Here is a 21,710-nt window from a genome sequence, read left to right as displayed (position 1 = left end):
ACTCGTCTCCATCGCGCGAGGCTACCAGCGTGCCAGAGCGCGGCGGGAGGAACGAGAAGCAGCACGGCGCCCGCGCTAGACCTCAGCCGACTACAGGAACACCAGTCAATCGGAACGCCGGGCCAAAGTCGCCGGTCAAGCCGGACTCCGTGGTCACCGTCGCCGAGTCAAGCACCACCGTGTCGCCCGGGACGTCGGGCCACACGACGGTCACGATGATGGTCTCCCCCGCCTCGACCGGGGGCAGCTGACGATCCGCGAGCGGCTCCCGCCCGCTGCCGTCCACGTTGTAGAGCGAGTCGTCGATCACGTAGTCGAGCGGATACAGGCGCATGCCGCCGCTCAGCAGCGTGAGCTTCGTCGCGCCCGTGATGAGCGACGCCGAGCCCTCGCCCCGCGCGTCCCACGTCGTCCCACCGAAAGCCGTCACCGAGTATGCGGCCTCCGTACCGGTGTTCGTCAGCTGCACGTCACCGACGATCGCGCCGTCGACGCGTCGCACGTGGTCGAGCTTGACGTCCCAGGTCAGCTCGGTCTGCCCGTCGCGCGGCTGGACTATGGACACCCCGTCGGAGCCTGCCGCCTCGGGTCCTTGCGCTGGCGGGAGGTCCGCGACGACCGTCGACGTCGCCTCGCCCGGGGCGCTGGCCTCGATGACCAGCTCGACCCGACGATTCAGCGCCCGCGCCTCGTCGCTCGTGCCCTCCGCGACAGGTTGCGTCGCGCCCATGCCCTCGACCGTCACGGAGTAGGCGGAGAGATCCACAAGCTGACCGAGGCGGTCGGTCACGGCCTGGGCGCGCTGCTCCGAGAGCACCTGGTTCTCGGCCGCGTCCCCCACGTCGTCGGTGTGCCCGACGACGCGCATCGTCCCCACCGGGAAGCGCGCGAGCTGGTCGCCCGCGCTGACGAGCGCGCCGTCGGCCTCCGGAGACAGTGATGCGGAGGCCGTGGCGAAGAGCACGTCGGAGTCGATCGCGACGGTCACGTCGTCGGCGACCCGGGTGCTCACCTGCCCGGCGACGTCCTGCGTGAAGGAGTCGAGGGCGGGCGAGGCCAAGGTCAGCTTGGCGGCCGGGACGGAGGTGAGGTCGGTGAGCGGGGCGACCGAGGGGGCGTCCGCGGCGTCGAGCACGGGGACGGCGTCGAAGAGCGCGACCCCCGGCACCATGACCGAGACCGATCCTGCGGTCGGGGCGGCAAAAGCGACGAAGAAGGTCTCCGACCCGTCGCCCGGGCGCAGGTAGGTGTTGCCCTCCGACCCGATCGATGCGCCCTCGGCGTCCATCGCGGGCAGGTAGACCCGCCCATCGGGGAGGTCCACGAGCCGCACGGCGTCGATCGTGTCACCCGCGGTCCACGACAGGCCGAACCGCTCAGAGAGGTCGACCGCCCCCTCGCCGCCGGTCGGGGCTGCCGCCACCCGCAGGATACCCACACCGTCGGCGACGGCAACCGGCCCCACGGTCAGGGTCAGGTCGACCCCGCCCAGGGTTGCCGTCTGCGTCACGACCGAGGCCGCGTCGGGGTCCACGAGCTGGGTCGACGACGTCGGCCCGTCGGTCGAGGGGGTCGTCGCAGTGGGGCCGGGGTCCGCGTCGCCCGAGCTCGAGCAGCCGGCCGCGACGAGCGCGACGACCACGAGCGCAACCGCCGCTCGAGCTCGGTGGACGCCGCCGATGGTCGTCCGAATCCGAGCGGGAGATGTGCGCAGGTACATGGAGCTTCTTCCAGTTGGTGTCATCACAGCTTGGTGACCGGGGCGAAACGCAGCAGCAGCCGCTTGGTGCCGTCCGCCCCGAAGTCGATCTTCGCGACGGCCTTCGCCCCGGATCCCTCGACCGAGACCACGGTCCCCAGGCCGAAGGAGTCGTGGGTGACCCGGTCCCCGACCGACAGCGACGGGATGTCGCCCTCAGCCTTGCCGCCGCCCGAGCCGAAGCTCGGGCTCGCCGGCTCGGCGGGCTTCTTCCACGACCCGGCGCCGGACGAGCCGCCGGACCGGGAGCCGCGTTCGCTGCGGTAGCCGCCCGAGCCGATCGGCGGGGCGAAGTCGTCGTCCTCGGAGGACTTGCGCCGGTTGCCCGAGCCGTAGCCTCCCTGGCCGTAGCCGCCGGTGTACCCGCCCGGTCCGCGCAGCGTGGACATGGACGACTCACGCCGGCGCCAGTCCCACAGCTCCTCGGGGATCTCGTCGAGGAAGCGGCTGGCCGGGAACTCGTTCGCCATCCCCCAGGCCGAGCGGACCGCCGAGCGGGAGACGTAGAGCCGCTCGCGCGCCCGGGTGATGCCCACGTAGGCGAGGCGCCGCTCCTCGGCGAGCTCGACGTCGTCGTGCAGTGAGCGCATGTGCGGGAAGGTGCCGTCCTCCATGCCGGTGAGGAAGACGACCGGGAACTCCAACCCCTTGGCGGTGTGCAGGGTCATCAGAGTCACGACTCCAGGATCGATCACCGGGGCGCCCTCGTGGCCGGCGTCGTCGGCGCTGGGGATCTGGTCGGAGTCGGCGACGAGGGAGACGCGCTCGAGGAAGTCCGCGAGGGTGCCCTCTGGCTCGGACTCCTCGAACTCGCTCGCGACCGCGTGCAGCTCGGCGAGGTTCTCGACCCGGGACTCGTCCTGGGGGTCGTCGCTCGCGCGCAGCTCGGCAAGGTAGCCGGTGCGGTCGAGCACCTCGCCGAGGATCTCGGCCGGGCCGGCGCCCTTCTCGGCGAGCACGCGCAAGGCATCCATGAGCGCGCGGAAGGCCTTGAGCGGGTTGAGCGCACGGGTGGTCAGACCGGGGATCTCTTCGAGGTGGTCGAGGGCCTCGTTGAAGGAAGACCGGTTGCGCTCGGCCTGGGCGACGACCATCGCCTCGGCGCGGTCCCCCAGCCCGCGCTTGGGCACGTTGAGGATGCGGCGCATGTTGACGTCGTCGTCGGGGTTGGCGACGGCCCGCAGGTAGGCGATGACGTCCTTGATCTCGCGGCGCTCGTAGAAGCGGGTGCCGCCGACCACCTTGTAGGGCAGGCCGACCCGGATGAGCACCTCCTCGAGCGCCCGGGACTGGGCGTTGGTGCGGTAGAAGATCGCCACGTCGCCGGGGCGGACCTGCTCGTTGTCACCGAGGCGGTCGATCTCCTGGGCGATGAACCGCGCCTCTTCGTGCTCGTTGTCGGCGACGTAGCCGATGATCTTCGTCCCGGCCCCCGCGTCCGTCCACAGCCGCTTGGGCAGGCGGTCGGTGTTGCGGGAGATGACGGCGTTGGCCGCGGAGAGGATGTTCTGGGTCGAGCGGTAGTTCTGCTCGAGCAGGATGGTGCGGGCGTCGGGGTAGTCGACCTCGAACTCGAGGATGTTGCGGATCGTCGCGCCCCGGAATGCGTAGATGGACTGGTCGGAGTCGCCGACGACGGTGAGCTCGCCGGGGGCGAGCGCGCTCGCCCCGCCCGCACTCACCCCGGCGAGCTCGCGCACGAGGGTGTACTGGGCGTGGTTGGTGTCCTGGTACTCGTCGACGAGGACGTGCCGGAACCGGCGGCGGTAGTGCTCGGCGACCGCCGGGTGCTCCTGGAGCAGGCGCACCGTGCTCATGATGAGGTCGTCGAAGTCGAGGGCATGGGCCTGACGCAGCCGGGCCTGGTACCGGGAGTACACGGACGCCAGCATCTGGTCGAACTCGTTCGCCGCATTCCCGGACGGGTCGGAGGCCCCGGACTCGAGCGCGTACCGCTCGGGTCCCACGAGCTCGTCCTTGAGCGCGGAGATCTTGTGCGCAAGCTGCTTGACCGGGTACTTCTTGGGGTCGACGTCGAGCTCGCGCAGCACCATGGTGAGCAGCCGCTGGGAGTCCGCGGAGTCGTAGATCGAGAAGGACTGCCGCAGCCCGAGGGCGGTCGCCTCCCGGCGCAGGATCCGCACGCAGGCGGAGTGGAAGGTCGAGACCCACATCCGTCCCGCGGCCGGTCCCACGAGCGCAGCGACGCGTTCGCGCATCTCTGCGGCGGCCTTGTTCGTGAAGGTGATCGCGAGGATGTCGCTCGGTCGGGCCCGGTGGGTAGCCAGCAGGTACGCCACGCGATGGGTCAGCACACGGGTCTTGCCCGAGCCCGCGCCCGCCACGATGAGCAGCGGGCCGCCCGAGTGCATGACGGCCTCGCGCTGCTGGGGGTTGAGGCCCTCGAGCAGTGCGTCGGCCGTGGCCGCGGAGGCGGCACGGGCCTGTTCCGCCTCCGCCTCCCAGTCCTGGGGGTGGGAGGCGGCGACCCGCGCGAAGGCCGACGCCGCGGGGCCGGGGGCGGGGGCGTCGTCGGGCAGCGCAGCGCTCGCGGGCGCAGGCGCGCCCGGCAGGCCGTCAAAACCGGGGAGGTGATCAAAGAGAGAAGTCATAGCCCACCCAGCCTAAGCGTCCCCACCGACAGCCAGACCCAGACGGGCCGGTACGACGGCGGGGACGTGCTCACGACGAGAAGGCGGTCACCGTCGACTGCAGCTGGCGCGACGTGGCCGCGAGCTCGGAGGCCGCCGAGCGGATCGCGTCGATCTCGCCGGAGGTCGTCTGGGAGGACTCCTGGATCCCGCGCAGGGACTCCGCGATGCTGCGGCCGCCGTCGGCGACCGAGGAGACCGTCTGCGCCATGGCCGACGTCGTCGCCGTCTGCTCCTCGACCGCCCCGGCGATCGTCACCTGGAGGTCGTTGATCTGGCCGATGATCGAAGAGATCTGGGTGATCTCCCCCGCGGCCTGCTCGACGGCAGCCTGGATCGCGTCGACCCGCGTGGAGATCCCACCGGTCGCGCGAGCCGTCTCCTGGGCCAGCTCCTTGACCTCGCTCGCCACGACCGCGAAGCCCTTGCCGGCGTCTCCGGCCCGAGCCGCCTCGATCGTGGCGTTGAGGGCGAGCAGGTTCGTCTGCGCGGCGATCGACGTGATGACCTTGACGACCGTGCTGATCTGCGCGGAGGACTCCCCCAGCTCGGTCACCGTGCGGTTCGTGGCCTCGGCCGCGGTCACCGCGTCCGAGGCGATCTTCGCCACGAGGTTGGCGTTGCGGGCGATCTCCGAGATCGAGGCGCCCATCTGGTGCGTGCCGGCGGCCACGGAGTCGATCCCGGCACTGACGCCCATGGCCGAGTCGGTCACCTGCGAGGTCTGCTCGGCCGTGACCCGGGAGGCCACGGTCATCTCGTCCCCGCTGCGCAGCAGCTGGGAGGCGGCGGACTCCAGGTGCGCGGCGACCGTCGAGACCTCTTGGGCGATCGAGGAGGATCTGTCGAGCGTCGCGTTGAGCGCCTCCGCAAGATGCTCGAGCTCGGTCTTCCCGCGACCGGGGTCAAGGCGCACGTGCAGGTCGCCCGAGGCGAGGACCTGGGCGGCGCGGCGGATCGGCCGCACGATCGAGCGGGCGATGACGACGCCGACACCCGCGCTGAGCAGCGTCAGCCCCGCCGCGGCGAGCAGCACTTTCCCCGCGTCGGCCAGCGCTGCGCCCTGCACGCCGTCGACGTAGACGCCGGAGCCGATGACCCATCCCCACGGCTCGTAGCCCTGGACGTAGGAGATCTTCGGCTGGGGCGAGTCGGAGCCCGGCTTTGGCCACTGGTAGTCGACAAATCCGGCCCCGTCCGCCTGGACCACCCGGACCATCTCCACGAAGAGCAGCTTGCCGTCGGGGTCGGCGTTCGCGGACAGGTCGGTCCCGTCCATCTCGGGCTTGATCGGATGCATGATCATCGCCGGCGTCTCGTCGTTGATCCAGAAGTACTCCGCGCCCGCGTACCGCAGCGCGCCGACTGCGGCGATGGCCGCGGTCTGGGCTTCGGTCGTGGTCATCTCCCCCGAGGACGCCTGGTCACCGTAGAAGGAGACGATCCCGGCGGCGGTCTCCACGACGGCCCGGGTCGCCGCCTGCCGTTCGGTCATGATTCGGTCGCGCGCCACGCTCGAGGCGATGACCGCAAGAAGGGCCATCCCCAGGGCGGAGACGGCGACGATGACGACCAGGCGGGTCATGATGGACGTGGAGCTCAGGCGTGACAGCATTGGCACTCGCAGAAGTCGCAGGGACGTTGAGTCCTCTATCGGCCACCGCGCGAGGGTCATGAGTGTCTCAGCCGAGCACGACCGCCAGCAGCCAGGTGCCGCCCGCCACGAGCGATCCCGCGAGCTCGACGAGGATCGTCAGACCGGTGGCCGCGAGCGCCGCCCTGGTCGCCGTCCAGGCAAGCGCGTGGTCGCGGCGCCGGGACAGCTCGCACACATAGATGCCGCCGACGAAGCCCACGAACAGCCCGACGACCGGGATGACGAAGAACCCGACGACACCGGCGACCATGCCGACGACGAGGGTCGAGGCGGGCACCTCGGCGCGGTTCATGTGCCGCCCGGCGAAGACGTACTTGACGACGCCGGAGCCCACGATCGCGACCACCGCGAAGGCGAGGACGAGCCAGGCGAGCGCTCCCCCGGTCATGAGGGTCCAGACGAGGATCGCGCCGAGGACGATCAGCCCGCCCGGAACGAGCTGGGTGGTGCCGCCGACGATCCCCAGGAGGATGACGACGCCGACGACGATCTCCTGGGCTGCGCTCACGCCGGACAGACTAGCCGGACCTGCTCAGACGAACACCGCGACGATGATGTTGACCAGCGTCAGCGCGCCGATCGAGTGCTTGAGCGCAGGGGTGACCTTGTCGCCCTTCTTCACCGCGAGGAAGGCAAGGATCGCGATGATGACCGCGATGACAAGCTTCACGCCGATCTTGCCCATCGACGGTCCGCCGTCGTCCCACAGGCCGCCCATCTCGGCCACGCCGACCATGAGGATGCCCGAGACGGCGGCCGTCGCGGCGCCGTGGAACACGCCCTTGTTCAGGCCCGGCGTCCGCATCGAGACGAAGTAGCCGCCCAGGACGATGGCCCAGCCGACGAAGTGCAGGACCGTGAACACGTGATAGAGGAATTCCATGCCTGCATCGTAGTTTTGTGACACCGGGTCGACAACCAGACCGGCGTGGCGCGACCAGGGAAAACGCCCATCTCAGATTTCGACACACGGGACCAACATGCGGACACCCTCGACAGGCGCCCGAATTGGCACGTACCGTCGTCGACATGACCACGGCTCGGAGCACCCAGGAAGCGACCTCCCGTCGCGCCCTGACGACGTGCGCCCCCAGCAGCACCTGTTGTTGCTGTTGTTGATTCGCGCCTGAACCTGCCCTCCCGGATTCCATCCCGCTGGGCACCACAGACCAGGGCGCGTGAGGTTCCCCCGCCCCTCCGGTCGCTTCCGCTGACCTCCCGGCGACCCTCGCGCCCACGACGATCCCGAGGAAGTCATCATGTCGCCGTCGACCGCCCCCACGGCCGAGCTCGCCACTCCAGCCCCGGCCCGCCCCGCGCGCGCCGCCCGCCCCAACGGCCAGTGGGCCGTGGACGGCAAGGAGCCGCTCAACGGCAACGAGAAGTGGAAGCAGGAGGACGGTGGGCTCTCCGTCCGCGAGCGCATCGAGACGATCTACTCCCGCGACGGTTTCGACTCGATCACCGATGACGACCTGCACGGCCGCTTCCGCTGGTGGGGCCTGTACACCCAGCGCAAGCCCGGGATCGACGGCGGGCGTACCGCCCAGCTCGAGCCGCACGAGCTCGAGGACCGCTACTTCATGCTCCGGGTGCGCATCGACGGCGGCGGCCTGACCACCGAGCAGCTGCGCGTCATCGCCGAGATCTCGACCGAGTTCGGCCGCGACACCGCGGACATCACCGACCGCCAGAACATCCAGCTGCACTGGATCGAGGTCGAGGACGTCCCGGAGATCTGGCGCCGCCTCGAGGCCGTGAACCTGCAGACCACCGAGGCCTGCGGCGACGTTCCCCGCGTCGTGCTCGGCAGCCCTGTCGCCGGCATCGCCAAGGACGAGCTGATCGACCCGACGCCGATCATCGACGCGATCACCGAGAAGTACATCGGCATCCCCGAGCTCGCCAACCTCCCCCGCAAGTTCAAGACCGCCGTGACCGGCCACCCCAGTCAGGACGTCGTCCACGAGATCAACGACATCGGCCTGGTCGCCCTGACCCACCCCGACCTCGGCATCGGCTTCGACCTGTGGGTCGCCGGCGGACTGAGCGCCAACCCCCGCCTCGGCGAGCGCCTCGGCGCCTTCGTCACGGCCGAGCAGGCGCCTGACGTCTGGCACGGCGTCGTGCGCATATTCCGCGACTACGGCTACCGCCGGCTGCGCAACAAGGCCCGCCTGAAGTTCCTGCTGGCGGACTGGGGACCTGCGAAGTTCCGCCAGATCCTCGAGGACGAGTACCTCGGGTACAAGCTCCCCGACGGCCCGCCCGCCCCGCGCCCCACGAGCCCCGGCGACCACGTCGGCGTGCACGAGCAGAAGGACGGGAACTTCTACGTCGGCGCGGCGCCCTACGTCGGCCGGGTCTCGGGCTCGACCCTGGCCGCGGTCGCCGACCTCGCCGAGTCGGTCGGCTCCGAGCGCGTCCGGCTCACCCCGCACCAGAAGCTCCTTGTCCTCGACGTGCCCCCGGCCGAGGTCGCCGGCGTCGTGACCAGCCTGCGCGCCCTGGGCCTGGAGGCCGAGCCGAGCAACTTCCGCCGCTCGACGATCGCCTGCACCGGCATCGAGTACTGCAAGCTCGCGATCGTGGAGACGAAGGAGACCGCGAAGGTCGCCATCGACACGCTCGAGGAGCGCCTCGGCGACATCACCCGGCTCAAGCCGATCACGTTGCACATCAACGGCTGCCCCAACTCCTGCGCCCGCATCCAGACCGCGGACATCGGCCTCAAGGGCCAGCTCGTCATGAACGACGACGGCGAGCAGGAGCCGGGCTTCCAGGTGCACCTGGGCGGCGGGCTGGCCAACCAGGACCGCACCGAGGCCGGCATGGGGCGGACGGTCCGCGGGCTCAAGGTCACGACTGCAAATCTGCCCGACTACGTCGAGCGCGTCGTGCGCCGCTTCGAGTCCGAGCGCGCCGGCGAGGAGTCCTTCGCGGAGTGGGCCGCGACCGCGGACGAGGAGGCGCTCCTGTGAGCACCACCCCGATCAGCACCGACCCGCTCGCCTCGCTGCGCGCCGCTGCCAAGGCGCGCACGGCGTCGCGCACCGCATCACGGGACGCCCACACTGCCGACCGTGCGGCGAACGCCCGCCCCAAGCGCAGCGACGCCGAGCTCCAGGAGATCGTCGAGCGCGGCGCGGCCGAGCTGCACGGGTCCGGCCTGGGCGCCCCCGACGAGGCCACGGCCGAGCAGGTCGTGGCGTGGGCCGCCCGCGAGTTCGGCCACTCGATCGCCGTCGCCTGCTCGATGGCCGACGCCGTGCTCCCGCACCTGGTCGCCGCGGCCGCCCCCTGGGTGGACGTGCTGTTCCTGGAGACCGGGTACCACTTCGCCGAGACGATCGGCACCCGGGACGCCGTCGCCCAGCAGATGGACGTGACCATCGTCGACGTGCTGCCCCGGCTCACCGTCTCCGAGCAAGATGCCGTCCATGGCAAGGACCTCTTCTCCCGCGACGCGGCCGCGTGCTGCGCCATGCGCAAGGTGGAGCCCCTGCAGCGGACCCTCGCCGGCTACGAGCTGTGGGTCACCGGCGTGCGCCGCGACGAGGCGCCCACCCGTACCACGACTCCCCTGGTCACCTGGGACGGGAAGAACGGCCTCGTGAAGATCAACCCCTTCGCGGCCTGGACCTTCGATGACCTGCTCGCCTACGCGGCTCAGCACCAGGTGATCCTCAACCCGCTGCTGAACGACGGCTACCCGTCGATCGGCTGCGCACCCTGCACCAAGCGCGTCGCCCCCGGCGAAGACCCCCGCTCCGGACGCTGGTCCGGACTCGACAAGACCGAATGTGGGCTCCACGTATGACTGTCACCGACGTCACTACCACTGCCGCCACCGCCGTGGCCGCTGCCGAAGCAGCCGCACCCGAGCGCCGACTCAGTCAGCTCGAGTCCCTGGAGAGCGAGGGCATCCACATCATCCGTGAGGTGGTGGCCGAGTTCGAGCGTCCCGCGCTGCTGTTCAGCGGCGGCAAGGACTCCGTCGTCATGCTGCACCTCGCCGAGAAGGCGTTCTGGCCCGCGCCCGTGCCCTTCCCGCTGCTGCACGTGGACACCGGGCACAACTTCCCCGAGGTGCTCGCCTTCCGCGATGCCACGGTCGCCCGCCTCGGCGCCCGCCTCGAGGTCGCCTCCGTCCAGGACTACCTCGACGACGGCCGGCTCAGCGAGCGCGCCGACGGGACGCGCAACCCGCTGCAGACCCAGCCGCTGCTCGACGCGATCGCCGCCCACAAGTTCGACGCGCTGTTCGGCGGGGCCCGCCGCGACGAGGAGAAGGCCCGCGCCAAGGAGCGCGTGCTCTCCCTGCGCGACGAGTTCGGCCAGTGGGACCCGCGCAACCAGCGCCCCGAGCTGTGGAACCTGTACAACGGCCGCCACCGTCCGGGTGAGCACGTGCGTGCCTTCCCGCTGAGCAACTGGACCGAGCTGGACATCTGGCGCTACATCGAGCGCGAGAACATCGAACTCCCCTCGCTGTACTACGCCCACCAGCGCGAGGTCTTCGAGCGCGACGGCATGCTGCTCACCGTCGGGCCCTACTCCCAGCCCCGCGAGGGCGAAGCCGTCATCACCGAGCAGGTGCGCTACCGCACGGTGGGCGACATGTCGTGCACCGGCGCGGTCGAGTCCGACGCCGCCGACGTCGCGGCTGTCATCACCGAGGTCGCCGCGACCCGCATCACCGAGCGCGGCGCGACCCGCGCCGACGACCGCATCTCTGAGGCCGCCATGGAAGACCGCAAGAAGGTTGGGTACTTCTGATGAGCACTCTCGCACCCGTCACTCCCGCCAGGCAGTCCACGCTCTTGCGCCTGGCTACGGCCGGATCCGTCGACGACGGCAAGTCCACCCTCGTGGGCCGCCTGCTCTACGACTCCAAGTCCGTCCTGGCCGACCAGCTCGACGCCGTCGAGCGGGTCTCCCGCGACCGCGGCCTCAACGCCCCCGACCTCGCGCTGCTCACCGACGGCCTGCGCGCCGAGCGGGAGCAGGGCATCACGATCGACGTCGCCTACCGGTACTTCGCCACGGCGAAGCGCTCCTTCATCCTCGCGGACTGCCCCGGTCACGTGCAGTACACCCGCAACACGGTCACCGGGGCCTCCACGGCTGACGTCGTCGTGCTGCTCATCGATGCTCGTAAGGGTCTGCTCGAGCAGACCCGGCGCCACCTCGCGGTTGCCAGCCTGCTGCGCGTCGCCCACGTGATCGTCGCGGTCAACAAGATCGACCTGGTCGACTACGACGAGGCGCGCTACCGCGAGCTCGCCGCGCAGATCAGCACGGCCGGCGCCGACCTCGGCGTGGCCAACCTCGTGACCATCCCGGTGTCCGCGCTCGAGGGCGCCAACATCGTCGACCGGTCCGAGAAGACTCCGTGGTACGACGGCCCGAGCCTGCTCGAGCTGCTCGAGGAGCTGCCCCAGGCCGACGAGCCGAGCGCGGAGTCCTTCCGCTTCCCGGTCCAGACGGTCATCCGCCCCCAGGGCGCGGCGCGCGACCCGCGGTACACGGACTACCGCGGCTACGCCGGGCAGATCGCGGCCGGCGTCGTGCGCGTCGGCGACCAGGTCGTCGTGCTGCCCTCGGGCAAGCGTTCGACGATCGAGGGCATCGACACGGCCGACGGCGAGCTGGCCGAGGCCTTCGCGCCGCAGTCGGTCACGCTGCGCCTGAGCGACGAGATCGACGTGACCCGCGGCGACCTGATCGCCACGGCGACCGACGCGCCCGAGGTCACCCAGGACGTCGTGGGCACCGTGGCGTGGCTGGCCGAGCGCCCGCTGCTGCCCGGGTCCCGGGTGCTGCTCAAGCACACGACCAAGACCGTGCAGGCGGTCGTGCGGGACGTGGTCGGCAAGCTCGACCTCGACTCCGCGACCCTCGAGCCCGCCGAGCGGCTCGAGCTCAACGACATCGGGCGAGTCACGCTGCGCCTGGCGTCCCCGATCGCGGCGGAGGAGTACCTCGTCTCCCGGCGCACCGGGGCGTTCCTGCTCATCGACGCGGCCGACGGCGGCACGCTCGCGGCCGGCATGGTCGGCGACGCGCTCTCCGCCGCCCGCAACCCCGAGGACCGCCCGGTCCAGTACACGATCTGACCGTTAGAGTCTGGCTCGTGACCTTCTCGCCCTCGCTCTCCCCCGCGCTCTCCGTCGACATCCTCCCGCTCGGGCTCCGCGTCACCGGCCGCCGGGTCGTGCTCGTCGGCGGAGGCCCCGTCTCCGCCCGCCGCGCCCAGACCCTGGCCGACGCCGGTGCTCGCCTGTTTCTTGTGGCTCCCGGCGCGTGCTCGGCCTTGGCGACGCTGGTCGCCTCGGGCGCTGTCGCGTGGGAGCAGCGGCGGGAGTATGCCCACGGGGACCTCGCCGGCGCCTGGCTGGTGCACGTCGCCACGGGCGACCCGGCGGTCGACGCGCAGGTCAGCGCGGACGCCGAGGCCCAGCAGACGTTCTGCGTGGCCGCCGGCGACGGCGAGGGCGCAACCGCCTGGGTGCCCGCTGTGGCCCGGGTCGGCGACTCGGTCGTGTCCGTGACGTCGGCGTCGGTCAGCGACCGCAACCCGCGCCGGTCCATCCGTGTCCGGGACGCGATCGAGGCGAGCCTGCGCACCGGGACGCTCCCGGTGCGCGCTACGCCGCCGCGCAGCGACGGTCCTGCTGGGGGCGGCGCGAGCAGGATGAGGACCGGTTCGGTCGCCCTGGTCGGCGGCGGGCCGGGCGCGCTCGACCTGCTCACCGTCCGGGGACGCAACCTCATCACCGCGGCCGACGTCGTCGTCATCGACCGGCTGGCGCCACGGGCGATCCTCGACGAGCTGCCTGCGGACGTCGAGATCATCGACGTCGGCAAGACGTCCGGGCACCACCCGATCCCCCAGGACGAGATCAACGCGATCCTCGTCGAGCGCGCCCTGGCGGGCTACGCCGTCGTGCGTCTCAAGGGCGGGGACCCCTACGTGTTCGGCCGCGGCGGCGAGGAGCTCGACGCGTGCGTCGCGGCTGGAATCCCCGTCGAGGTCGTGCCCGGCGTGACGAGCGCCATCTCGGTGCCCGCCGCCGCCGGGATCCCCGTGACCCACCGCGGGCTGTCCCGCGGGTTCACGATCCTCACCGGCCACGAGGACGTCGGCCGCGTGCCGGCCGCGAGCGACCACACCGTCGTCCTGCTCATGGGCGTCGCACACCTGCCGCTGACCACCGCCGGCCTGCTCGCCAACGGCCGCGACCCCGAGACGCCGGCCGCGATCATCGAGGACGGCTACGGCCCGCGCCAGCGCACCACGGTCGGCACCCTGGCGACCATCGCCGCCCGCGCGGTCGAGGCGGGCGTCCGCCCGCCGGCGATCACGGTCATCGGGGACGTCGTGCGGCGCGCGCCGGAGTGGGTCAAGTAGGGCGCTGCGCGTGGCCGCCAGGATCACTCCGTCGTGGCACTGTCGTTCGTGGTTCTGCTCGATACGGTTGTCTCAGGGGGCTATTGATGCCGGAGATGATGGATAAGTTGCAGGCGGCGCGCATGGGATCTGCGCGTGTTCCAGGATTCGGAGGGCTTTGGTCGAGAGGCCGCTGGTGCTGTGGTTGCAGCGGCTTCTCGAGCCGGGTTTGAACAGGTGTGGGCCACTGTCCGCGAATGGAACGAGGCTTCTCTCCGCGCGCTCGAGGCTCTCGGGTTTGAGCGAGAGCGTGTAGAAGGCGATGAGCGCGGACCTCTCGTCTTCCTTTCCAGGAGTGTTCGATAGCGGAACGGTCAGCGGGAGGTCAGAGTAGTTGATCCGACGACCGTGAGGAGCTGGAGTCGCTCTGCGCTTATGGTCCCGGGCGTGGCGGTGAATACGAGGAGGGTCTGCATTTCGTCGGGATCGAGGGTCACTTGGCAGAAAAGAGTGAGGTCACCGACTTCGGGGTGCGTGAATCGCTTCTCTTGCGAGTGACGGAGTCCTACCTCGTTTGTCTCCCATAGGCGAGCGAATTCCGCACTGTGTTTGCGCAGGTGCAGGATCAGTGGCGTGGTGCTCGCGGGGTCGAGACGGGCAGCTGCGGTGCGGAGCTGGGATACGTGAACCCGACTGTGATGCTCGTGGTCGTCTTGGGGGTAGAGAGATCGTGAGGTCGGGTCGGTGAACCACCGGTAGGTGGCGCTTCGCATGGGCCCGGTGTAATGGGTTTCGTCGCCGAGGAGAGCGATGGCGGCGGGGTTCTGGGTAATAGTCTCACCGAGCGGCCCCATGACTTGTGCCGGCGTATCGATGAGACGGTCGAGGATTCGCATCAGCCCGGGATTGACATGAGTAGATGATCCGGGCCTCGTTGATGGCTGGTGGCCGGCGAGGCGCAGCAGATGATCGCGTTCGTCAACGGTCAGCCGCAGGCCGCGGGCGAGTGCGCCGATCATCTGCTCCGACGGCTGCGGGCCGGCGCCGCGCTCTAGTCGTGAGAGGTAGTCGGCTGACATGTCCGCAAGTTCGGCGACCTCTTCGCGTCGGAGCCCGATGCTGCGACGACGGGATCCGCGCCGCAGTCCGACGTCTTCGGGTTGCAGCGCCTCGCGGCGGTTGCGGATGAAACGTCCGACCCCGATCTGGTCCATGTGTGTGCTGCCTTCCCTCTCTCGTCTCTGCCACTCTGCCTCTTCTTGCGATTCTCATCCAGTGCACGGCGTTCAGTGGATAAACGTGTCCTTGTACACCGTGGAACCAGACGGTGAACTGGTCTTCGTAGCCGAACGAATGGCCGCGAATAAAGGAGGAGAGCCATGAGCAAGTGGACCACAGCAGACATGCCGGCCATGACAGGCAAGACCGTGGTGGTGACCGGCGCTTCCAGCGGTATCGGACTCATCACCGCCCGCGAATTCGCTGCAGCAGGGGCCCACGTCGTGCTCGCAGTTCGCAACCTCGAGAAGGGACACGACGTCGCGACCAGGATGGTCGGCGACACCGAGGTTCGCCAACTGGACGTGTCCGACCTGACGAGCGTGCGAGCGTTCGCCGACGCGTGGACCGGGTCATTGGATGTCCTCGTGAACAACGCCGGCGTCATGGATATTCCTCTGTCGCGCTCCCGCGACGGACTGGATGTACAAACGGTAACGAACTCGTTCGGTCCGTTCTTGCTCACCGCCCTGCTGCTGCCCCACATCACCGACCGGGTCGTGTGGGTGACGAGCCAGCTGCACCGAATGGGGCACCTGAACCTTGCCGACCTCAACTGGGAAACGCGCGCATACAAGCCCATGGATGCCTACAACGACTCGAAACTTCAGGTCGTGCTGTTCTCCCTCGAACTCCAACGGCGCTTGACCGCGGCAGGATCAACGGTGCGTTCCGTTGTGGCGCACCCGGGAATCGCGACCACGACGCTGGCCGCGCACTCGTCCTCGAACGCCATCAACAGGCTCTCGTTCCTGCTGAACGACCCCGAGCACGGCGCCCTACCCACTCTCTTCGCGGCCACCCAGAATGTGGACGGCAATGCCTACATCGGTCCGAGCGGTTTCGGAAGCATCAAGGGCAATCCGAAAGTACGCAAACCAGGCAAGGGTGGCCTGGACCCTGAGGCGGCATCGATACTCTGGTCGGCCGTCAGCACAAAGGTCGGGATGTTGGGATAAAGCCCCGGCCGGAAGCCGTTGACTGCTCGCCCGTAAGCGGGAGGCTCAGCGGGCACTCCCTGGCAAACGCTGGGGTCCGCGCCGCGCGTGCCGGCCTTGTGCCCGCATGACCCGCCCGTAAAGAATTCGCATTCAGGTATCTCAAACGCAACAACCGATCGGCGGGCTTTGTGAGACACTCCCCAAACCGGATGCTTGTGACGTTGGCGGGTTGACCGGTGAGCTCGCGCAGAGCGGTGCGTTCGACCGCGAGGTCGTCTTCGAGGCTACGGACGAGTTCTCGCAGCTGCGTGACGGTGCGGATCAGATCGGCGTTGTGGGTAAGCAGGCGTTCGATTTCGTGGCCGCGTTGTTCGTAGAGTTGTCGGATCCGCTTCTCGTCGCGCAGCTCGATTTGGGCGGCGAGGCCCGCCTCGAGCTTCCGATTCAGTTCTCGGATTTCGCCCTTGAGTCTCTTGATGGTGTCGTGGACGTTGACCAGGTCCGCGGTGCGTGCCGCTCGGAGTGGGCCGGTGCCGGTATCGGGGTGCTGTTCCTGGTGCCGGCGTAGCCCTTCCATGAGGTCAGGTCGGCTGTAGAGGAGCTGGCCGCTGACTCCTGCTGCCGCGGCGAGGGTCGAGACGGTGAGCTGTTCGGGGCGGTTGCCTAAGAGTCAGCACCAGAATGGCGGCCTGACCGTCCCGACTTGATCCGCGACCGAGACTTCTTGGCCACCAGCCGCCTCTCGATCGAGCCGCGGGTCGGCTTGGTGGAACGTCGCGCGCGAGGGGGCGGCGCAATGCCTTCGCGAAGCATCTGGGCCAGCCGCTCACGAGCAGCCTGCCGGTTGCGGAGCTGCGCCCGCTGCTCGGAGGCAGCGATGACCACTTTGCCGTTGACCAGGACTGGTTCGAGCCGGGTCATGAGGCGATCCCTGACCGAGGGTGGCAGCCCCGCGACGGCGAGCGACGTCGTCGGGTCCCAGGTGAGCTCGACCCGGCTGTCGGCGGTGTTGACACCTTGGCCGCCCGGGCCCGAGGACCGCGAGAAGCGCCACCCGAGCTCGCTCGGGGCGAGGCTCAGGGTGTCGGTGACGCGTAGCGGGGTGTCCATGGGACAAGGATGCCCCGCGACCACAGCGAAAGCACGCGGACTACCGAGCAGACCGCACGGCAGAAGACAGGCCTAGACGGCCGCCGGCAGCTGCGTGAGCGCCTCGTTGAACCGGTCCACGATGATCTGCGCGATGAGCGGGTGCGCACCGAGCGGCTCGGCCACGATGTCGGCCCCCGCCTCCGCCAGGCGATTGCTGAAGAATCCAGGTGCGAGCAGGTAGGTCGCCATGGCCACCCGACCGTGCTCGGCGCCGCCGAGCGCGGACCGCGCCAGGTCGGTCGCGACGGCCACGCGCGGCGTCGCCGAGGCCGCGTAGCCGATGCTCACCGGCCCCTCCCAGGACTCTGCGACGTCGGCCGCGACCTGCTCGACGTCGGCCGCCGCGGCCGCGTCGCTCGACCCGGCTGCCGCGACGACGACCGCGTCGCCGGGCAGTGCGCCCGCGGAGTCGAGACGGTCGACGAGGATGCTCGCCAGGCGCGGGTCCGGACCCAGAGGGGACGCAGCTACCGTAGGGGAACCGGTCGAGACGCGGGACCTCACGGCCGATGCGATGTCGACATTGACGTGGAAGCCACCCGAGAGCAGCAACGGCACCACAACCACCCCACGCCCGGGGGCGACGCTGGCTACGACCTCGTCGACCTGCGGATACTGCACGTCCACGTACGTCTCGAGGACCTCGATGTCGGGCAACAGCTCACGCACCTGACCGACGAGGTGGCTGACGACCGCCCGCCCCTGCGGATTGTCAGTTCCGTGCGAGCAGGCGATCAGCACCGGGTGATGATCGGTTCCTTCGAGGTCGTCGGTGAAGGCGTCGTTGTCCATGTTCCCATCGTGCCCGACCTCACGGCGGGCTCGCAAAGATGGAGGGTGATCTTTCGGATTGTCTCTGCCGACCGCGGGCAGGGTCAGAGCAGTCTGCGGGCAGCCGCCCACCGGGTGAGCTCGTGCCGGGAGGAGAGCTGCAGCTTGCGCAGGACCGCCGAGACGTGCGTCTCGACCGTCTTGATCGAGATGAACAGCTCGCTCGCGACCTCCCGGTAGGAGTACCCCCGGGCGATCAGGCGCATGACCTCCTGCTCACGGGCCGAGAGCCGGTCGAGCTCGTCGTCTGCCACCGCGACGTCGGCCGCCTGCGTCCCGAAGGAGTCGAGCACGAATCCCGCCAGTCGCGGTGAGAAGACGGCGTCCCCCCCGGCCACCCGGTCGATTGCCGCGCTGAGCTCAGGTCCGGAGATCGCCTTGGTCACGTACCCGCGCGCACCCGCGCGGATGACCGCGACGACGTCCTCGGCCGCGTCGGAGACGGACAGCGCGAGGAAGCGGGTCGCGGCGTGCAGGTCCGCGCAGCGGGCGAGCACCTCGGCCCCGCCGCCGCCCGCTCCGCCGGGGAGGTGGACGTCCAGGAGCACGACCGAGGGCGCCGTCGCGCGGATGACCTCGACTGCGGAGTCGACGTCCCCGGCCTCACCGACCACCTCGACGTGGGCGTCGAGGCTGGCCCGCACCCCGGCCCGGAACATGTCGTGGTCGTCGACGAGGACGACGCGGATCGTTTCGGCGGCTGTCATGGGTGCTCTCCTGCGGGATCGGTGGGGTTCTGCGCGGTGGGGTTCGGGTGCGCGGCCGGATTCGGGTGCGCGGCGTCGGTCAGCGGCAGCCGCAGGCGGACCTCGGTCCCGCGCCCGGGTCCGGTGCGCACGCTCGCCTCACCGCCGCGGCGCTGAACCCGCCCGAGGATCGACTCGCGCACCCCGAACCGGTCGCGCGGGACACTGTCCAGGTCGAACCCGTCACCGCGGTCCCGCACGAACACCTCCGCGGCATCCGCGCTGACCTCGAGATACAGCGACACCGGCGGCTTCCCGTGCACGACGGCGTTCACCAGGGCCTCGCGGGTGGCCTGCAGCAGCGCGCTGGTCGCCTCGGTCGGGACGGCGTCGCCCACGATGACGGTGTCCACGGAGATCGACTCCCCGCCGCCCGAGCGTTCGGTCAGGGTGTTCTCCACCTCCGCGACGAGCGCCACGAGGTCCGCTGCCAAAGACGTCCCGGCGGCCGACCGGTCTGTGTAGAGCCACTCGCGCAGCTCGCGTTCCTGGTTGCGGGCGAGCCGGGTCACCTCCCCGGGACGCTCGGCGCTGCGCTGGATGAGGGCCAACGTCTGCAGGACGGAGTCGTGCAGGTGGGCGGCGATGTCCGCGCGCTCGTTCGCCCGCTCGCGAGCCGCCCGCTCCTCACCGAGCTCACGGCCCAGCCGCAGCCACCACGGGGCCAGCACGATCGCCGCGCCGGCGAGCACCGCGAGCGCCGCGACGGCCGCCGGGAGCATCGCAGCGGACGGCATGTCCTGGCTGACCAGGAGCAGCACCCCGACGAGGGCGAGGACCAGTCCGGCGGCGAGACGCAGGATCCCGTTCGTGGTGCGCCCGCCGGCCCGGGTGAGCCACTGCCCGCGCTGCGTCTCGTCGAGCTGGCTCCAGGCGAGTCCCATCCCGGCCAGGGCAAGAACCACGGGGAGCACCCAGGACCATTCGATCCGCACCCCGAAGCGGCTCGCGATGAGCGCGGTGGCGCCAACGAGGGCCAGCACGCCGATGAGGATGTCGCGGACGGGGAACCTGGACAGCCAGTCGTCGAGGCGGCTCGTGCCCGGGGTGAGGTCCGCGCGAGGTGCCAGACGCGCGAGCGCCGGGTCACGCTCGTCGGCCGCGATCTGCGCCGGGTCGCCCGACGGGACAAGCGTCCACAGGAACAGGTAGGCAAGGATGCCGACGCCCCCGACGAAGGCCAGGATGACGGCGAACAGCCGCACCGTGCGCACCGGCAGATCAAGGTGCGCGGCGACGCCCAGGCACACCCCGCCCACGATCCGGCCCCGCTGGGGACGGCGCAGCGGGAGCCGCGCGGGCTGCCCGGGAGCTGGCGCCGGCGCCGGTGCGGCTGGTGGAGACGAGTTCACTGCGAAGGTCACTCCTTGATGGTCACACGCGCGGCGCCGCACAGTGGGGTCCCTCTAGCCTATTCGGTGGGAACCAGGGAGGAATCAGGGCTTGACCTGCGCGCAGATCAGGGTCGGGTCAGGGTGTCACCCGATAGCCAGAGGGCCGCCGCAGGGACCAGGATCTACATATGAACAGCGACGACTCCCCCCTCCCCCCCACCGGGCCCGGCGCACCGCCCTGGTCGCCCGGTGGGACGTCAGGCCCGCAGCCTGGGCCGACACCGCCGAACGGTCCCGACCGGATCGACGCCTTCTTCGACTCGATCCGCCGTGGCGGCATCGTGCGCACGAACGACCGATGGATCGGCGGGGTGGCCTCCGGCCTGGCCCTGCGGCTCGGGGTCGACGCATTGCTCATCCGCGCTGCCTTCGGTGTGCTCATGCTGCTCTCGGGCGTCGGATTCATCCTCTACGCCGCGGGCTGGGCCTTGCTGCCCGAACAGAGCGACGGCAGGATCCACCTGCAAGAGGCGATCCGCGGCCGCTTCGACTCGGCGATCGCCGGGGCCGGGATCGTGCTGTTCATCGGGCTTTTCTGGCGCACCGGCCAGTTCGGCTGGTGGGGCACGTGGGGCTACGGGTGGTTCGACGGGCTGTTCTGGCTCGCGCTGACCATCTTCGCGATCTACCTCTTCGTCACGGTCCGCAAGGAGAAGTCCGGGGCCCTGCCGCCGCACGGTCAGCAGTCCCCCAGCGCGACCTACCCGACGACGCCGCAGCCGACCCCGTCCTACCCCGCCGCACAAGACGGCGGACCTCAGCCGATCACAGCTCCGGCGCCGCCGAACCTGTCCAAGTCCGTCCCGCCGCAGGCTCCCTACGTCCCCTACGCCGCACCGGCCCCCCAGGGATGGCCCGGCCAGCCGGTCAAGCCTGTCAAGGCCGTCAAGGCCGTCAAGGCCAAGGACTCACGCCCGCCCGTCAAGGGTCCCGGAGCGGCATCGCTTGGCGTCGTGGTCGGGCTCGCACTGCTGACCTTCGCGGGGCTGCTGCTCGCCGACCGGGCTGGCGCCTACGACGGGTCGGACGGTCGGATCGTCTTCACGACCCTCGGGGCCGCAACTATCCTGGCCGGCACCGGGATCGTCGTGGCGGGCTTCCGCGGACGGTCCTCCGGGATTCTGGGCTTCATCGCCCTCATGGCGGTGCTGGTCAGCCCGCTCTCGCTCGTTGTGTTCGGCACGCAGCTTTCGAGCGGGACGCTCATCGGCGAGGGGACCTTCACGCCGACAACCATGCAGGAGGCCACCGACGGGTTCTCGATCGGCGCGGGAGATCTCACGATCGACCTCACCGATCTCCCCCTGACCTCCGGCCACGCCATCACGGTCCCGGTGAACATGGGGGTCGGCGACCTCACGATCATCCTGCCTGAAGACACATCCGCCTCGGCCGAGGTCCGCCTGGGGGCCGGGAACGCCACATGGCGGGTCGAGGACGCAGACCTCAGCCGCGGCGGGGTCGGCAACCGCATCGTCGAGTTTCAGACCTCCGACGTCCGCGACGGCGCAACTCCGCAGATCCACCTGGACATCCAGGCCGGCGCGGGCGACATTCTCATCAAGGAGGAGTCATGAACGACTCGACAGAGCGCCCAGAGGCGGAAGACCTTCAGGCCGAGCCCCCCCTCACCGGCTCCACGAGATCCGACGACGCGCGGCCGGTCGAGCAGATTCCCACAGCTGCCTCGCGCCCGCCGGTCCGGATGAGCACGGTCGTGTGGGGACTGATCATCATCGTGGTCGGCGCGGGGGTCCTCGCCCGGGCCCTCGGGGCCGAGTTCGACAACGAGCTCGCGCTCATCGCCCTGTTGTGCGTTGCCGGCGTGGCCCTCGTCGCCACCTCGATCGTCTCTGCCACTCGCAAGAGATAGCTGCGGAACAACACAGGCCGGGCAGGACCTCGCGG

The 21,710-nt window shown here is 70.2% G+C and carries 20 protein-coding genes; 10 read left to right on the top strand and 10 right to left on the bottom strand.

Annotation, left to right across the window (positions count from 1 at the left end):
* Positions 1 to 82: 82 nt before the first annotated feature.
* The 5 genes from BLQ50_RS06845 to BLQ50_RS06825 all read right to left on the bottom strand — a co-directional run bounded on the left by BLQ50_RS06845 (position 83) and on the right by BLQ50_RS06825 (position 6,950).
* Complete coding sequence (locus BLQ50_RS06845) at positions 83 to 1,720, bottom strand: OmpA family protein (protein WP_175559051.1); 1,638 nt, start codon at positions 1,718 to 1,720, stop codon at positions 83 to 85.
* Between the two features lie 23 nt (positions 1,721 to 1,743).
* Positions 1,744 to 4,371 carry a DNA helicase PcrA gene (gene pcrA / locus BLQ50_RS06840; RefSeq protein ID WP_093182293.1) on the bottom strand — a complete coding sequence of 876 codons (2,628 nt, stop codon included), beginning with the start codon at positions 4,369 to 4,371 and terminating at the stop codon, positions 1,744 to 1,746.
* Positions 4,372 to 4,441: 70 nt separating this feature from the next.
* Positions 4,442 to 5,995 (bottom strand): methyl-accepting chemotaxis protein, encoded by a 1,554-nt coding sequence (locus BLQ50_RS06835; RefSeq protein WP_245700935.1) that lies wholly within the window; start codon positions 5,993 to 5,995, stop codon positions 4,442 to 4,444.
* A gap of 97 nt (positions 5,996 to 6,092) precedes the next feature.
* Positions 6,093 to 6,575, bottom strand: a complete 483-nt coding sequence (locus BLQ50_RS06830) for a DUF456 domain-containing protein (protein ID WP_093182290.1) — start codon at positions 6,573 to 6,575, stop codon at positions 6,093 to 6,095.
* Positions 6,576 to 6,599: 24 nt separating this feature from the next.
* Positions 6,600 to 6,950 (bottom strand): hypothetical protein, encoded by a 351-nt coding sequence (locus BLQ50_RS06825; RefSeq protein WP_093182289.1) that lies wholly within the window; start codon positions 6,948 to 6,950, stop codon positions 6,600 to 6,602.
* A 376-nt stretch (positions 6,951 to 7,326) separates the two neighbouring features.
* Here BLQ50_RS06825 and BLQ50_RS06820 point away from each other — a divergent pair, with 376 nt between their 5' ends.
* The 6 genes from BLQ50_RS06820 (at position 7,327) to BLQ50_RS19335 (ending at position 13,826) form a co-directional block, all read left to right on the top strand.
* Positions 7,327 to 9,048 (top strand): nitrite/sulfite reductase, encoded by a 1,722-nt coding sequence (locus BLQ50_RS06820; protein ID WP_093182287.1) that lies wholly within the window; start codon positions 7,327 to 7,329, stop codon positions 9,046 to 9,048.
* 149 nt (positions 9,049 to 9,197) lie between these two features.
* Positions 9,198 to 9,887 carry a phosphoadenylyl-sulfate reductase gene (locus BLQ50_RS06815; RefSeq protein WP_245700969.1) on the top strand — a complete coding sequence of 230 codons (690 nt, stop codon included), beginning with the start codon at positions 9,198 to 9,200 and terminating at the stop codon, positions 9,885 to 9,887.
* Complete coding sequence (gene cysD / locus BLQ50_RS06810) at positions 9,884 to 10,846, top strand: sulfate adenylyltransferase subunit CysD (protein ID WP_093182285.1); 963 nt, start codon at positions 9,884 to 9,886, stop codon at positions 10,844 to 10,846. The genes BLQ50_RS06815 and cysD overlap by 4 nt, the downstream gene beginning before the upstream one ends.
* Positions 10,846 to 12,186 carry a sulfate adenylyltransferase subunit 1 gene (locus BLQ50_RS06805; protein ID WP_093182284.1) on the top strand — a complete coding sequence of 447 codons (1,341 nt, stop codon included), beginning with the start codon at positions 10,846 to 10,848 and terminating at the stop codon, positions 12,184 to 12,186. Before cysD ends, BLQ50_RS06805 begins: the two co-directional genes overlap by 1 nt.
* A gap of 17 nt (positions 12,187 to 12,203) precedes the next feature.
* Entirely contained in the window at positions 12,204 to 13,481 is a 1,278-nt protein-coding gene (gene cobA, locus BLQ50_RS06800) for a uroporphyrinogen-III C-methyltransferase (RefSeq protein ID WP_093182282.1), read from the top strand.
* Between the two features lie 135 nt (positions 13,482 to 13,616).
* Positions 13,617 to 13,826: a GNAT family N-acetyltransferase gene (locus BLQ50_RS19335; RefSeq protein WP_175559049.1), complete on the top strand. Its 210-nt coding sequence runs from the start codon at positions 13,617 to 13,619 to the stop codon at positions 13,824 to 13,826.
* An 8-nt stretch (positions 13,827 to 13,834) separates the two neighbouring features.
* On the opposite strand, the gene BLQ50_RS06795 is transcribed toward BLQ50_RS19335, so the two are convergent.
* Entirely contained in the window at positions 13,835 to 14,674 is an 840-nt protein-coding gene (locus BLQ50_RS06795) for a helix-turn-helix transcriptional regulator (protein ID WP_093182280.1), read from the bottom strand.
* A gap of 165 nt (positions 14,675 to 14,839) precedes the next feature.
* Here BLQ50_RS06795 and BLQ50_RS06790 point away from each other — a divergent pair, with 165 nt between their 5' ends.
* Both BLQ50_RS06790 and BLQ50_RS06785 read left to right on the top strand, forming a co-directional pair.
* Positions 14,840 to 15,697 carry an SDR family NAD(P)-dependent oxidoreductase gene (locus BLQ50_RS06790; protein ID WP_093182279.1) on the top strand — a complete coding sequence of 286 codons (858 nt, stop codon included), beginning with the start codon at positions 14,840 to 14,842 and terminating at the stop codon, positions 15,695 to 15,697.
* A gap of 211 nt (positions 15,698 to 15,908) precedes the next feature.
* The gene (locus BLQ50_RS06785; RefSeq protein ID WP_093182277.1) at positions 15,909 to 16,247 is read left to right on the top strand and encodes a hypothetical protein; all 339 of its coding nucleotides are present in this window, start codon (positions 15,909 to 15,911) and stop codon (positions 16,245 to 16,247) included.
* Between the two features lie 95 nt (positions 16,248 to 16,342).
* Here the strand turns inward: BLQ50_RS06785 and arfB are convergent, their stop codons facing one another.
* From arfB to BLQ50_RS06765, 4 genes are all read right to left on the bottom strand, one after another.
* Entirely contained in the window at positions 16,343 to 16,789 is a 447-nt protein-coding gene (arfB, locus tag BLQ50_RS06780; RefSeq protein WP_093182276.1) for an alternative ribosome rescue aminoacyl-tRNA hydrolase ArfB, read from the bottom strand.
* 72 nt (positions 16,790 to 16,861) lie between these two features.
* Entirely contained in the window at positions 16,862 to 17,623 is a 762-nt protein-coding gene (locus BLQ50_RS06775; RefSeq protein ID WP_093182274.1) for a sirohydrochlorin chelatase, read from the bottom strand.
* Positions 17,624 to 17,706: 83 nt separating this feature from the next.
* The gene (locus tag BLQ50_RS06770) at positions 17,707 to 18,369 is read right to left on the bottom strand and encodes a LuxR C-terminal-related transcriptional regulator (RefSeq protein ID WP_093182273.1); all 663 of its coding nucleotides are present in this window, start codon (positions 18,367 to 18,369) and stop codon (positions 17,707 to 17,709) included.
* Positions 18,366 to 19,760, bottom strand: a complete 1,395-nt coding sequence (locus BLQ50_RS06765) for an ATP-binding protein (RefSeq protein WP_093182271.1) — start codon at positions 19,758 to 19,760, stop codon at positions 18,366 to 18,368. The genes BLQ50_RS06770 and BLQ50_RS06765 overlap by 4 nt, the downstream gene beginning before the upstream one ends.
* A 170-nt stretch (positions 19,761 to 19,930) precedes the next feature.
* Between BLQ50_RS06765 and BLQ50_RS06760 the strand changes: the two genes are divergently transcribed.
* Together BLQ50_RS06760 and BLQ50_RS06755 are read left to right on the top strand one after the other, a co-directional pair.
* Positions 19,931 to 21,379 carry a PspC domain-containing protein gene (locus BLQ50_RS06760; protein WP_093182270.1) on the top strand — a complete coding sequence of 483 codons (1,449 nt, stop codon included), beginning with the start codon at positions 19,931 to 19,933 and terminating at the stop codon, positions 21,377 to 21,379.
* Positions 21,376 to 21,675, top strand: a complete 300-nt coding sequence (locus BLQ50_RS06755; RefSeq protein ID WP_093182268.1) for a hypothetical protein — start codon at positions 21,376 to 21,378, stop codon at positions 21,673 to 21,675. Before BLQ50_RS06760 ends, BLQ50_RS06755 begins: the two co-directional genes overlap by 4 nt.
* The last annotated feature ends 35 nt before the right edge of the window (positions 21,676 to 21,710 follow it).

Origin of the sequence: Sanguibacter gelidistatuariae, from assembly GCF_900096585.1 — a bacterium.
In the GTDB taxonomy this organism is placed as follows: Bacteria; Actinomycetota; Actinomycetes; order Actinomycetales; family Cellulomonadaceae; genus Sanguibacter; species Sanguibacter gelidistatuariae.
Note: the sequence above shows the minus strand (reverse complement) of the source record. Positions and strands in the feature narration are given on the sequence as shown.

Bases quoted from the DNA above. Each gene is read 5' to 3' on its own strand.
- BLQ50_RS06770 (WP_093182273.1), bottom strand. From the start codon at position 18,369: ATGACAGCCGCCGAAACGATCCGCGTCGTCCTCGTCGACGACCACGAC.
- BLQ50_RS06760 (WP_093182270.1), top strand. From the start codon at position 19,931: ATGAACAGCGACGACTCCCCCCTCCCCCCCACCGGGCCCGGCGCACCG.
- BLQ50_RS06805 (WP_093182284.1), top strand. From the start codon at position 10,846: ATGAGCACTCTCGCACCCGTCACTCCCGCCAGGCAGTCCACGCTCTTG.
- BLQ50_RS06835 (WP_245700935.1), bottom strand. From the start codon at position 5,995: ATGACCCGCCTGGTCGTCATCGTCGCCGTCTCCGCCCTGGGGATGGCC.
- BLQ50_RS06790 (WP_093182279.1), top strand. From the start codon at position 14,840: ATGAGCAAGTGGACCACAGCAGACATGCCGGCCATGACAGGCAAGACC.
- pcrA (WP_093182293.1), bottom strand. From the start codon at position 4,371: ATGACTTCTCTCTTTGATCACCTCCCCGGTTTTGACGGCCTGCCGGGC.
- BLQ50_RS06795 (WP_093182280.1), bottom strand. From the start codon at position 14,674: ATGGACCAGATCGGGGTCGGACGTTTCATCCGCAACCGCCGCGAGGCG.
- cysD (WP_093182285.1), top strand. From the start codon at position 9,884: ATGACTGTCACCGACGTCACTACCACTGCCGCCACCGCCGTGGCCGCT.
- BLQ50_RS06755 (WP_093182268.1), top strand. From the start codon at position 21,376: ATGAACGACTCGACAGAGCGCCCAGAGGCGGAAGACCTTCAGGCCGAG.
- BLQ50_RS06820 (WP_093182287.1), top strand. From the start codon at position 7,327: ATGTCGCCGTCGACCGCCCCCACGGCCGAGCTCGCCACTCCAGCCCCG.
- BLQ50_RS06825 (WP_093182289.1), bottom strand. From the start codon at position 6,950: ATGGAATTCCTCTATCACGTGTTCACGGTCCTGCACTTCGTCGGCTGG.
- BLQ50_RS06845 (WP_175559051.1), bottom strand. From the start codon at position 1,720: ATGTACCTGCGCACATCTCCCGCTCGGATTCGGACGACCATCGGCGGC.
- arfB (WP_093182276.1), bottom strand. From the start codon at position 16,789: ATGGACACCCCGCTACGCGTCACCGACACCCTGAGCCTCGCCCCGAGC.
- BLQ50_RS06775 (WP_093182274.1), bottom strand. From the start codon at position 17,623: ATGGACAACGACGCCTTCACCGACGACCTCGAAGGAACCGATCATCAC.